We start from the raw sequence: 12,687 nt of genomic DNA, 5'->3' as shown, positions 1-12,687 counted from the left end.
ATGAATAGGGTTTGCTTGTGAAGCAATTCCTAACCCTCTATCATAAACGCTTAAGCATAGTTACTCAAAAGTCGGTCTATGTAATGGCAAAAGTAACATGAGTTATGAAAGATGGCTGACGCGTAGGGCTTCGACAGGCTCAGCCTGACCACAACCTTGGGAGCATCCAGTCAGGCTGAGCCTGTCGAAGCCCTACGCGTCAGCAACCATTTACAAACCAATTATTCGCAAAATACTTTATTCATAACTCACGTTAGGCGTACTCAACTCTGACGGTAAGTTAACTTAACCAACCAGCCAGACCCGGTAAGGGCGGGGCCGCGGGGTTACCGCTTGGCCGTTGGAGCAGGCCACTGGTATTCGAACTTATTGTTAATCGGGGCCCCGAAATAATTCACATTGAGGTAATCGAGCCGCTTTTTATGCACGGCAAGCCGCTGCAGGAAGTCGTCGATGTTTTTGCGGTCTTTGGGCGTCCAGCCTACTTCGGCAAGGGCAATGGCGCGTGGCCAAACCATGTATTCAACGTACTCGGGCGTACGCATGTACTCGGTCCATACGTTGCCCTGTACCCCGATAATGTGCTTCGCTTCGTCGGGGGTGAGGGTTTCGGGGGTGGGCTCGTAGCCGTACGATTCCTCTACTGGTGTAAAACCACCAATGGCAATGGGCTGGGTTTTGGCGTCGGCCTGATAGTGGTCGAGGTAGCAGAAGTTGCCCGGCGTCATGATGGCGTCGTGCTTTTGCTTGGCGGCCGCAATGCCGCCCTCGGTGCCGCGCCAGCTCATGACAATGGCATTGGGCGAGAGGCCCCCTTCCAGAATCTCATCCCAACCAATCATTTTGCGTCCTTTCGACGTGATAAACTGGTCAATGCGCCGGATAAAGTAGCTCTGTAATTCGTGCTCGTCTTTCAGGCCTTCTTTCTTCATCAGCTCCTGGCAAAACCGGCTCTCTTTCCACTGTTTCTTGGGGCACTCATCGCCCCCGATGTGGATATACTGGCTCGGAAACAGGGCCATCACCTCGGTCAGTACGTCCTGCAAAAAGGTAAACGTCTCTTCGCGGGGGAACAACACATCGTCGAAAACGCCCCACTTGGTCCCAACCGGTACAATTTTGTCGGGATTGCTGCCCAGTTCCGGGTAAGCCGCCAATACGGCCATTGAGTGGCCCGGCAGTTCGATTTCGGGAATAACCGTCACGAAACGCGATTGTGCGTACTTCACCACCTCCCGAATTTCGTCCTGCGTATAGAAACCACCGTACGGTTTGCCATCGTACTTATTGTCGCCGTAGCGGCCGAGCATGGTTTCTTTCCGCTGCGAACCGATTTGGGTCAGTTTGGGGTATTTCTTGATTTCGATTCGCCAGCCCTGATCTTCGGTCAGGTGCCAGTGGAAGGTGTTCTGCTTATGCAGGGCAATCAGGTCGATGTACTTCTTGATAAAGCTCACCGGGAAAAAATGCCGACCCACGTCGAGGTGGAGACCCCGGTAGGTGTAACGCGGCTGATCTTCGACGTAGCAGCACGGTGCGGCCCAGCTGATGCCCTTCACTATCGACGGGCTAAATACCTCGGCCGGGAATAATTGCAACAGTGATTGCGCGCCGTAGAAAAACCCTTTGGGCTCCTCGGCTGTAATCGTGATTTGCTTGGGCGTTACGCGCAGGCTGTACCCTTCGGCACCCAGTTTGGGGCCTTTGCCCAGCGCAAACACAATGGCTTGCTTGCCCGATTGACCCTGGCCAATTTTGGGCGTACGGCCCGTAGCCCGCGTCAGTTGGTCGGCCAGCAGACCCGCTACGCCCCGAATTTCGGCGTTCGTATTGGGCAGCAGAATAGAAACCGTTGCGGGTAGGGTGTACGTGCCCGGCTGCTCGGTGAGCAGGGCGGGGCGGGGTAAAATGGCGTATTTGGCCGATTGGGCCATCAGCAGTTGCGTGCTGAATACCAGCAGCAACAAACAGACTCGCAGAATGCGCATGGCGTTGAAAACAGGGTTATCGTTTGTGGTTTATCGTTGTTACGCTGAGGCTTCTTAAAGCAGCACATGGTCGCTTTTTCGGATCTTTTGCCAAGCAATAGCGGCTGCACCCAATACGGCGGCATCGGCCTGAGGCAGGGCCGAGGGCAGAATGGGCAAATCGGGGTTGTACAAAAACAGCTGATGTTTCCGAAGCGAGCGGATTGTGGGCTCAAACAGCAACCTGCCCGCGTTGGCCAGCCCGCCAAAGAGGATGATAGCCTGCGGGCTGGTATGGGCTACGGCATCGGCCAGTTTTAGGCCGAGCAGCTCGCCCACCTGCTCAAACGCTTCGAGCGCAATGGCGTCGCCAGCTTTGGCGGCCTCGCTCACCTGCCGGGCGCTCAGGGCTGAGTAGCTCACGTCGCGCAGCGGGCTGGGCGTGGTGCGGTGGGCCAGTAGTTCAAACACTGTTCGTTTGAGACCGTTGGCCGATACATAGGTTTCCAGGCAGCCTTTGCGGCCACAGCCGCAGTCGCGCCCGTTGCGATCCACGCAGATGTGGCCCAGCTCGCCGGCCAGACCATCGTGCCCGTAAATCACTTCCCCGTTTGAGACAATGCCGCTGCCTAAGCCCGTCCCGAGCGTGACCAGAATAAAATCGCGGTACGACTGGGCGGCCCCGAAATGCATTTCGCCGATGGCGGTGGCATTGGCGTCGTTGTCGAGGGCAATAGGTAGGTGGTAGTCCTCGGCAAGGGCCTCAGCGAATGGAATCCCGTAGGCCCATTTGAGGTTCGAAGCCCGGATGGTGCCCGTGCGGTGATTGGCCGCCGGAGCGCCTACGCCAACCGCTTCGATTTCGGCTCCGTGTTGGTGGGCCAGCGTGGTCACCACGCGCCGAAGCTGGGCCAGATAGTCGGGCAGGGTGGTAATTTGCCCGGAGTGGTAGGTTTGTTTGGCATGAATATGCCCCGTGGCATCAACCAGGCCAACTGTGGTGGTGGTGCCCCCAATATCGATACCAGCAACAACGTGTTTCATAGTCTGATGGGTGGGGGTTATTCGTTGAGGTCGCTCACGAGTTTGTTGAACAGCGGGCTCTTGTGCTTCAGGTCGTAGATGTACTCCCAAAACATAACGCCCGCCAGCTTTTTCGCTTTTACATACGCCACTTTGTGCGTAAACGACTCCTCGTCGGCGTAGGTGATAAACATGCGCTTCTCGGCGTTCCAGAGGTAAGGGGCCTTGGCGTCGGCATCCCAGTAGCGGACAAAGCCGTTTTTATTGATGTAGTTATCGAGCAACCCATCGTAGCCAATGAAATGGTGCTTACCGGCTGCGGGCTGATAGAGACCGTTATCCTGCGGGCGTACATCTTCCCAACCCCGGCCATAAAACGGAATGCCCAGCACGATTTTGCTGGCCGGGACACCCGCCCGGATGTGCCCATCTACGGCCGACATGGAGCTGTTCCGCGATTGGTCTCCTTTTTTCGATTGGTCGAGCGGGCTGTGGTGGCCCGTTACCTTGTCGTTGCCGTGGTAGAGGTCATACGTCATGATATTGACGTAGTCCAGATACCGCTGCGCCTTGTCGAGTTCGGTATGGCTCACAAACGCGGTGTCGCCCCCGGTTGCGGCCGTCAGCAGGTAGTGGTTTTTGCCGGTGCGTTTATCCAGGCGGCCCTGCACGTCGAGTTGCTCGCGGATGGCTTTCAGAAACAGGGTGAAGTTTTGCTTGTCTTCGGGCCGGTAAATGTTGCCCGCCCCAATTTGTGCCGGGTACTCCCAGTCAATATCTACACCGTCGAGCTTATGTTTTTTCAGAAACGCCACCGCGCTGTTGGCAAATTTCCGGCGGGCGGTCTCGCTCACAGCCGCATCCGAAAAGTACTTGCAGCCACCCCAGCCCCCCACGGAGATAAGAATTTTGAGGTCTTTGTTCTCCGATCGCAGCGAAGTCAGAGCCGCCAGGTTGGCCGAATCTTTCGCCGAGATCGGGGCCAGCTCCCCATTTTCGGCGGGCACTGTAAAGGCGTAGTTGATGTGGGTGAGCCGCCGGGCCTGAATCTGTTCTTTGGTCCAGCCGTCGCCAGTTACGTAGCCGATAACGACGTACGAATTTTTACGGGTTTGTGCTGAAGCCGGGTAGAGAAATAAACCTGTGAACAGCGCGACTATGGAAAAGCGGAAAAGCTGTTTCATATAGTTGGTAGTTGTTGATTGATCAAAAAAACGTTGTTAGAGTCTGGTTTACCGGGTAAGTATCCCCAACTCAGCCACCGACACGCCCGGATCATCGGCTTTGGTGGTTTCCAGCGCGTCGAACTTCAGGTATCGGGCGGCTTGCGGTTTCTCGAACCGGACGGCCTGTTGCGTGGGGTTATTGTTGATGTTGCTAAACGTGCCCCCGGCCGCTGGTGCCGACCAGGTTTTGCCATCCTGACTCACCCAAACGGCATACCGGTACACAATTCCCTCGGTGCGTCCATCTTGTCGGGGCAGGTACGTGAATCCGTGCAGGTTGAGCGACTCGCCCAGGTCGAGCACTACCGATGTGGGGCCATCGGCGTTTTTGCGCTGTTGCCAGAGGCTTTCGGGGTTCCCGTCGATCAGGCGGCTGAGGTTGTTGCCGGTGGTAGCTGTGCCGGCCGATACAACCGTCCATTTAGCCGGGCTAATGTCGAACTGAGCCGTTACGGGTGTGCTGGCTTTGGTCATGTTGTTCACAAAGGCACGGGCTTTCACTACGCCCCCCTGCGGTAAGGCAAAGGGCTCCCCGAAACGCGGGCTTTGGGCCGTCGGCTCCGACCCATCCGTAGTGTACGTGATGACGGGGTCGGTAGTGCGGGGGCAGGCAATCCGAACCAACCCCTCTTTACTGCGGCTGATTACGGGTGGTACAATCAGTTCGGGGGCATTGTACAGTTCGATATGCCGAATAAGCGGGGTGGCTTTGGCCTCGTCGATACTGACCCGGATGCGGGCCGTAGTCAGGGTTGGGAAACGCAAAATCCGGCGGTTACCAATGGTGGTACCCTGCGCAATAGTCTGGTAGCGGCCATTCTGGAAAGCGGCTACCGAGAACTTTTTCACCCGTTGGCCCAGCGGCAGGTATTCTTCAATCAGGAGTCGGTTGAGCGTGGTGGGGCTGCCCAAGTCAATATCAAGGGTGGCCTGTTTGCTGCCTTCGGCTGCGGCCCAGTAGGTGTCGCGGCTGGCGTCGAGCACGTTGCGGGGGGCAAACCGGGTCGTTTTTCCGAACACGCTACTGGCCGTAACAGGTTTGTTGCTCGCCAGATTAACGGTGGCTTTGTCGGTGTAGGCTTTCAGGTCCATAAGGGCTTTCACGTCGTTTTCGTGAACCAGCCCCCGCCGGTCAACGGGCAGATTGAGCAGCCAGTTACCGTTGCGCCCAATTGAGCTGTAATAAATATCGACCAGGTGTTCCAGCGACTTCACTTTGTTGTCTTCGCTGGCATGGTAGTACCAACCCGGCCGAATGGAGCAGTTGACTTCGGTGGGAACCCAGTGCGTGCCGTCTTCGTGGCCGGGCGTCAGCTCCCAGTAATCGGGGTAGCCGGGGTACACTTTGTCGCGATTGAGGGTGCCCCAGTTCGTTTCGCCCGCGTAACCGTTCTCATTACCAACCCAACGTATATCGGGACCGGCATCGCTGAAAATAACCGCATTAGGCTGGTACTGACGCACCGTGGCAATAAAGCCCGGCCAGTCGTAGACTTGCTTTTTGCCATTGGGGCCTTCGCCGTTGGCCCCGTCGAACCACACCTCAAACACCTCACCGTACTGAGTCAGTACTTCTTTCAGGGTTTTCTTGAAAATCTCGTTGTATTCGGGCGTACCATAGGCCGGATGGTTGCGGTCCCAGGGCGACAGATACACCCCGAATTTGAGACCGTACTCCTTACAGGCGGCTGAGAGGTCTTTCAGCACATCGCCCTTACCGTTGCGCCATTTGCTGTTTTTGACCGAGTGTTTGGTGTATTCCGACGGCCACAGACAGAACCCATCGTGGTGTTTAGCCGTAATTACAATGCCTTCCATACCCGCCTGTTTGGCCACCCGCGCCCACTGCCGACAATCGAGTTGCGAAGGGTTGAAGGTGTCGGGCGTTTCGGTGCCGTGTCCCCATTCCTCATCGGTGAAGGTATTCATGTTGAAATGGACAAACGCATAATACTTGAGCTTGTGCCATTGCAACTGCCGGGCCGATGGAAGTGCACCATACGGGGCCGGTGCCTGAGCCCATACCGGGCTGAGTAAGCTAAGAAGAAGCGAAAACAGAAGAGCGAAACGCATGAGAACGGTGCTTAAGGCTTTGTTTGAAGGGTAAAGACGCAATTCGGAAGCCGACTACTCCCGCTTTTTCGGCTCGGTTGTAAGCTGACTACGCTCCATATGCCCAAGGGACGCCAACTAACCAACATGGGTTACGGGTAGGTACCCTATTTTTTGTAAATAAATGCCTTGAGGTATTTGGTAAAATAAGAAATTGAATACAATTTTAAAAAATATCTGACCCAATCCAAAGTTTATAAAATTTTTTCAAAAGTGCGTTTAGCCAAATATAATCCGTCCAATGAGTAAAATGGATGAGTGACAAACTCATACAAATAATTATTTGCTAACTATGATCGCTTCACCCCCCCTCGGAGACGACGTTGCGCCCAAACGCTCTGTGGTTGTTTACAAAAAGAACCAGAAGCTACGAGGAGTGCTATCGCATTTGTATCAGGAAGAAACCTGCACGCTGGCACAGTTGGCCGAAACGCTGTACACCAGCGTTCCGTCGATTACGGGCGTTGTTGAGGAACTGGTTGAAAGTGGATGGGTACGTACAACCGGAACGGCCACGGGCAATAATGGCCGGCGCCCGGTGCTGTTCAGCCTCAATCCCAACGGGCATTATGTAATTGTACTGGATAGCAGCACCCACGACACCTGCTTCATGCTGGTCAACCCGCTTCGGCAGGTGGTATTTCGGCGGTGCGTTGATACGCATCTTGAAAATAACGCCCAGTTTGTAGCATTCCTGCTATCGTTTGTGCAGGAGTCTATTGAGGAAGCAGCCGTAAATAAAGACGATATTATTGGGCTGGGGCTGGCTATTCCGGGGTTGATTGATGCCCGCCGGGGTATAAACCTCACCTATCCCAACCTGAGCGCGCCCAACGAACCGCTCACGACCTGTCTTGAAGAGCAACTGGGGTTTCCGGTGTACCTGATCAACGATAGTAAAGCCACCGCCCTGGGCGAAAACCGGTTTGGGGGCGGTCAGGGCAAAAAACACGCCCTGTCTATCAATATTGACTGGGGCGTGGGCCTTGGTATTATTCTCAACGGCGAGGTATTCCAGGGGGCATCGGGCTTTGCGGGTGAGCTGGGCCACATTCAGGTAGACCCCGAAGGCGAGTTGTGCTATTGTGGTAAAGTGGGGTGTCTGGACACGATCACGTCGGCCTCGTCGCTGGTCCGGCGGGTGCAACGAGCCGTACAGGAAGGCTGCATGTCGAAACTGGCCGTTTATCAGAATGATGTAAGTCAGATTACGATCAACCACGTGATTGAAGCGGCCTACGCCGGCGACTCGTTTGCTATCGATATGCTCCACGACACGGGGTATCAGCTCGGTAAGGGCCTTTCGGTGGCCATTAACCTGTTTAATCCCGAGATAATTATCGTGGATGGGGTACTGGCTCAGGCGTCGACGTTTATCATCAATCCCATTGAACAGGCCATCACCAAGTACTGCCTGAGCGGTTTCCGCAACGACCTGACCGTTGAGGCTACACAGCTGAACGGTGCGGCCAAGTGGCTGGGTACCCACGCCTACGTGATGGAGAACCTATTTGCCAGTATTTAAGCGTGCCGAACACACACTCGAAAAAAAAGCTTTTTTTTGGCGTTGTGTAAGCGTTTGGGAATGAGCAAACTGTACGTTTGTGGAACGATTGCGCAACAAATTTTCGGGACAATGCTTGCATTTCGGGCTTCTGGCCCCTTATATTTGCACTCGCAATCGCAAGATAGCCCGATAGTATAAGGGTAGTACGACAGATTTTGGTTCTGTTTGTCTAGGTTCGAATCCTGGTCGGGCTACACAGAAAAGCCGCCTAATTAGCTGAAAAAGCCGATTAGGCGGCTTCTGGTTTTAGGGCCTGCGTACCGAAACAGCCAGGCTTAATTGTCTACCGCTTTGATAACTGGGCGGCTGTCGGGTAGCCGGGTTTCGTACCGAATCCGAAACTGGTCGAGGTTAGGCTGGTGGGTGCGGGTGCGTTGCCGTTCGTAGGTGTAAATCGTTTGTCCCAACTGGTACATAAACGGAATCCCGATGGCGTCGTATTCGTACCGGTTATCGTTCAGAATCCCGTCGCGGTTCACGTAGATTGTGGCCGTGAGCATAAACTCGACCTTATTGGTAAAATCGGCCACGTACGACACATCGGTCATGAAGCCATACGCCCACCCCACCTTGTTGAAAACCCGCACGCCCTCGGGCAGTTGGTGGTGCAGGCTATCCATGAAAAAGAACTTGGCGTAGCTGTCGTAAAACGTCTCCGCGTCGTATTTGGGGTAATTGGTCTCGCCCGGAAACTGCGAAAGATACTGGTACATGAACCGGTAGTCGTCGGGCTTGAGCCCGAACCGCTGCCGCGCCGGTACCGACTCGGGAAACAGAGTTGCCTGCAAAATCTGTTGCAACGACCGCAGCGATAGCTTGTTGCGACTGCTGAAATCGAACGGCTTAGTCACGAGGCTGTCGTTGGCGTCGAGATAGCCCCGCCCCAGGGTATCCCGCCGACCTGCCCGGATCGAATCGGGGTTGTACGCGGCCGGTTGGCTGTAAATGACCCGGCCGGTTGGGCTCAGAAACTGCACCGGATTGGTGTGACGGTTCTCGTCGGCCGACATGCGCACAAACCGGTGCGTGATGCGCGTATCGGTGTACCCCTGTGCCCACAACGACCGGTTGATGGCCTGCTGCCCCACAAACTCGTACAGGCGGTTGTAGGGCTCATTTTCGCTCACGAGCAATGTTTTCTTAATCAGATGTGCGACAGACGGGTAGCCCAACTGAGCCGTTGAGTCGGTGCGGAGCCGGGTTTGCCGGGCATACGCACTGTCGAACTGCATGGCCGTTTCGCGAGTCAGGCCGGGGATGTTGAGCCGGTTGATCTTTTCGAGGGCGAGCAGTGCCAAGGGTAGCTTCACCGTGGAGGCCGGGTTGAAATACTCCAGGCTATCGACCCGAAACGTATAGTGGGTAAAGGTGGGTTTGTTGGCCCGGTCGCGGTCGATTTGGGTGTAAATAATTTGTAGCCGGTGGGTTTCTGGCTGACGCATCACCGACTGCACCACGGGATGCGGATTTTTCAGAATGAGGTCGCGCAGGAAAGCGTCGGTGCGGGCCTGGCTATAGCCGGTGAGTGTGCTCAGGCTGGCTATCAACACCAGCAGAAATCGAGTCAGGAGCGAGGACATAGGGTGAAGATGCACCCCAAGCCGCATATTACCAAACGCAGGGGGGGCGCACATGGAGCGGCTGCACGGGCGGCTTTCTCGTTTTATCGGATTCGGACTGGGCGTAAAAAAGAAGTGGATATTAACCCAACGGGTAGCGGGTGACGTTTGAGATGAACCGTGACACCGTCATTTGGGTCAATAATGGAGGGTACTTGAGTGCCATTGGTATACCAGTCCGGAAAACTCTGTTTACCAACACCGACCATATAGCCGTGTATTGGCGGGGCATCATCTGTTACTCGCCGGATAGTAAGAACGTACTAGAGCAGGTACTCGCTTGTATATCGGGTGAGCAGGTAAGCCCCGTCGAATAGTTCGGTCTGGGGTTTACCCGATTTCTGCTGTACCGCAAAAATCGCTGAGAGAAAAAAGGCAATCGTGTTGGAGCATTCAAGTCCCCTGACATTGTAACGTTTCGGGGCCAGCGTTCCAGAAGCGGTGCCGTACCCCCGTTCAAATACAACGATATCGCCCGGCCCGGCAAATTGTTTGGGTTGTCTCTGAATCTGGTAGCCGATCTTACCGCTAATTGCCGTAAATACCTCATCCTACAGCCAGTGGATGTGTCACTGCCGGATGCTGCAGTGTTTTCGCTGAAAATCAGGTTGCCGTTGGATTCCTGCACGATGCCCTTGAAAATGAGCGTTTCGCTGCTACCGTTTCGATTTGGTTGAGGTAATGTAATTGTCATCGAAGCTGAATGCTTAATGTTGTTTACGATGACAAAGTTGCAGCTGGGTAGAGGGCTCTGAAAGAACGGATTAGGCCAAACGGAAGAAATGCGTGCTGAAGTGGCTTTTTGCCTAAACTTCCCCATTTTACCTTTACCCTCATGAAAACAGCGCTATCCATCCAGACTGCCCAGCCAACCGAATACGCCCCGATGCTTGCCGTTTGGGAAAGGTCGGTACGGGCCACCCATCATTTCCTGACAGAAGCCGACATTGAATTTTTCAGGCCTCTGGTGCGCGAGGCTTTTGGGTCGGGGCGGCAACTCGTTTGTGCTCACGATACCACGCAGACGGTACTGGGGTTTGCCGGTGTAGCCGATGGCAAGCTCGAAATGCTGTTTGTTGATCCCGATTGGCGGGGGCAGGGTGTCGGCGGCCGATTGTTACGGTACGCCGTGACCGAGTTAGGGGCGCGGGCCCTCGACGTCAACGAGCAAAACGAAGGGGCCCTCGGCTTTTACCAGAAGGCCGGCTTTGTGATCACAGGCCGCTCACCCCTCGACGGGCTCGGCAAACCGTTTCCGCTCCTGCATATGCAACTGGGACTTTAGAGGGTTAGCACTCGGGGAGGGGTTAGTCGGCATCTGACTTAGCCGGAACATGAGCGGCTTTGCTCAGCATAACGTACCCGATCAGGCCCGACGCCAGCGAGGCCAGCAGAATAGCAAGTTTGGCCACCCCCTGATAGTCGGGTTGCCGCTCAAAGGCGAGCAATGTGACGAAAATAGACATAGTAAACCCGATACCCGCCAGAAACGATACGCCAATCAGTTGACGCCAGCGGATGCCGTCGGGTAGGGTAGCCCAGCCCAGACGGGTAGCGAGCCAGGCAAATAAGCTGATGCCCAATGGCTTGCCCAGTAGTAGCCCGGCAATGATACCGAGTGATAGCGGACCGCCAAGCTGGTTCAGCAAACCTATTTCGACGGTAATGCTGGTGTTACAAAACGCAAACAGCGGAATGATAAAAAACGACACCGGCGCGTGCAGTGCTTCTTCGAGCCGTTGGGCGGGCGAGCTGATGCGCATATTGATGTCTTCGAGCTCTTCGCTGATGTCGCGGGGTTGAATATCGCTCGTGTCGATGGCCGCGTTGATTACCTGCAGCCGCTCCTGAATCAGGTGCAGGAGTTGTTGCGGGCTGTACCGAATCCGAAACGGAATGGCCGCTGCGAGTAGTACCCCGGCAATAGTGGCATGAATACCCGACTTCAGCGTGCAGTACCACAGCACCACGCCCAGCAACAGGTACACCGATAAAATACGGACATTGAGGTAGTTGAGCAACAGTAAACCGGCCCAGATACCTCCCGCCCAGGCCAGGTAGGTGAGCTGAATTTCCTGGGTGTAAAACAGGGCAATTACGACCACCGCACCGAGGTCGTCGGCGATAGCAAGGGCGGTCAGAAAAATTTTGAGGGGGAGGGGTGCCCGGTCGCCGAGCAGAAACAGAATCGCCAGAGCGAAGGCAATGTCGGTGGCCATCGGAATGCCCCAACCGTCGGCGGTAACGGTGTTATGGTTAAACACCCAGAACAGCAGGGCCGGAACCAGCATACCACCCAACGCACACAAAAGAGGTAAGGCCGCCTGCCGGATACTCGATAGTTCGCCCTCCAGCACCTCGCGTTTTATTTCGAGCCCCACCACCAGAAAAAACAGGGCCATTAGTCCGTCGTTGATCCAGTGCGCAATCGTCTTTTCGAGCCTGAACTCATTGACGGACAGGGTGAGGGTACTGTCCCAAATGGCCGGGAAATACCGGGCAAATCCGGTGTCGGTATTGGCCAGAACAAGCGCCAGCACACTCATGCCCAGCAGGATGAGCCCACTCGACGATTCGGTCTGGAAAAACTCGGTAAAGGGCCGGATCAACGGTCGGACCAGAGAGGTAATTCGTTTAGCCATAGGGTAAGAACAGGGTGTTGCCTGATGCGGTTAGGGTAGCTATACAGCAAACTCCCCGGTTGGTGTTTAGTTTTTGGCCATCCGCCAATGAAATAGCCACCTGTCAGCGACAAATGGCTATCGGAATGCTCCAACCTGAAGGAGCGCTGACCTGTATTCGCATGATGGACAAATACAAGTCAAAGATGGGTGCTTTAAACGGTACTATCCCGCTCGTAGCCATTAGAAAAAACTTAGAATGTGAGTAGTCAGACTGAGTTGAATGTATAATGAACAATGTAAAATGTACAATGAAATAGCTGATTATCAGCAGGCAATACAATTATTCGTTTTCTCAGACACTGGACATTAGACCTTCCTATATACTCAGTACTGGACAAAATGTACAATCGAGCGGTGCTCGGTTGGGCCGATAGGCCAATTTTAGCCTTACGGCTGGGCGAATCGGAGCGCCGACCGGCACCGCTTCACTGTACAAATGTCCAGTACTGAGTCCTATATAAAGCCAGTAAGTCTAATGTCCAGTGTCTG

8 protein-coding genes and 1 tRNA gene are annotated in these 12,687 nt (G+C 54.8%); 3 read left to right on the top strand and 6 right to left on the bottom strand.

Going from position 1 to position 12,687, the window contains the following annotated elements; translation table 11 throughout:
• Positions 1 to 326: 326 nt before the first annotated feature.
• The 4 genes from F5984_RS04920 to F5984_RS04905 are packed head-to-tail and all read right to left on the bottom strand — an operon-like array spanning position 327 to position 6,289.
• Positions 327 to 1,988 carry a beta-N-acetylhexosaminidase gene (locus F5984_RS04920; protein WP_246168832.1) on the bottom strand — a complete coding sequence of 554 codons (1,662 nt, stop codon included), beginning with the start codon at positions 1,986 to 1,988 and terminating at the stop codon, positions 327 to 329.
• A gap of 54 nt (positions 1,989 to 2,042) precedes the next feature.
• On the bottom strand, positions 2,043 to 3,011 hold the full coding sequence (locus F5984_RS04915) for an ROK family protein (protein WP_152123194.1): 969 nt from the start codon (positions 3,009 to 3,011) through the stop codon (positions 2,043 to 2,045).
• Positions 3,012 to 3,028: 17 nt separating this feature from the next.
• Entirely contained in the window at positions 3,029 to 4,174 is a 1,146-nt protein-coding gene (locus F5984_RS04910) for a glycoside hydrolase family 18 protein (protein WP_152123193.1), read from the bottom strand.
• A 48-nt stretch (positions 4,175 to 4,222) separates the two neighbouring features.
• A complete protein-coding gene (locus F5984_RS04905; protein WP_152123192.1) occupies positions 4,223 to 6,289 on the bottom strand; it encodes an alpha-L-fucosidase in 2,067 nt (688 codons plus the stop codon).
• A gap of 331 nt (positions 6,290 to 6,620) precedes the next feature.
• On the opposite strand from F5984_RS04905, the gene F5984_RS04900 reads away from it, so the two are divergent.
• Together F5984_RS04900 and F5984_RS04895 are read left to right on the top strand one after the other, a co-directional pair.
• Complete coding sequence (locus F5984_RS04900; RefSeq protein ID WP_152123191.1) at positions 6,621 to 7,853, top strand: ROK family transcriptional regulator; 1,233 nt, start codon at positions 6,621 to 6,623, stop codon at positions 7,851 to 7,853.
• 165 nt (positions 7,854 to 8,018) lie between these two features.
• Positions 8,019 to 8,089: transfer RNA gene (locus F5984_RS04895), tRNA-Gln, on the top strand.
• An 81-nt stretch (positions 8,090 to 8,170) separates the two neighbouring features.
• Here F5984_RS04895 and F5984_RS04890 read toward each other — a convergent pair.
• Positions 8,171 to 9,475, bottom strand: a complete 1,305-nt coding sequence (locus tag F5984_RS04890; protein ID WP_152123190.1) for a serine hydrolase — start codon at positions 9,473 to 9,475, stop codon at positions 8,171 to 8,173.
• An 874-nt stretch (positions 9,476 to 10,349) separates the two neighbouring features.
• Between F5984_RS04890 and F5984_RS04885 the strand changes: the two genes are divergently transcribed.
• Positions 10,350 to 10,799, top strand: coding sequence for a GNAT family N-acetyltransferase (locus F5984_RS04885; protein WP_152123189.1), 450 nt, complete (start codon positions 10,350 to 10,352; stop codon positions 10,797 to 10,799).
• Between the two features lie 22 nt (positions 10,800 to 10,821).
• Here F5984_RS04885 and nhaA read toward each other — a convergent pair whose 3' ends face one another.
• Entirely contained in the window at positions 10,822 to 12,156 is a 1,335-nt protein-coding gene (gene nhaA / locus F5984_RS04880) for a Na+/H+ antiporter NhaA (protein WP_185155423.1), read from the bottom strand.
• Positions 12,157 to 12,687 lie beyond the last annotated feature (531 nt).

It is taken from the genome of Rudanella paleaurantiibacter (assembly GCF_009184635.1).
Lineage (GTDB): Bacteria > Bacteroidota > Bacteroidia > Cytophagales > Spirosomataceae > Rudanella > Rudanella paleaurantiibacter.
This window is presented reverse-complemented; position numbering and strand designations above follow the sequence as displayed.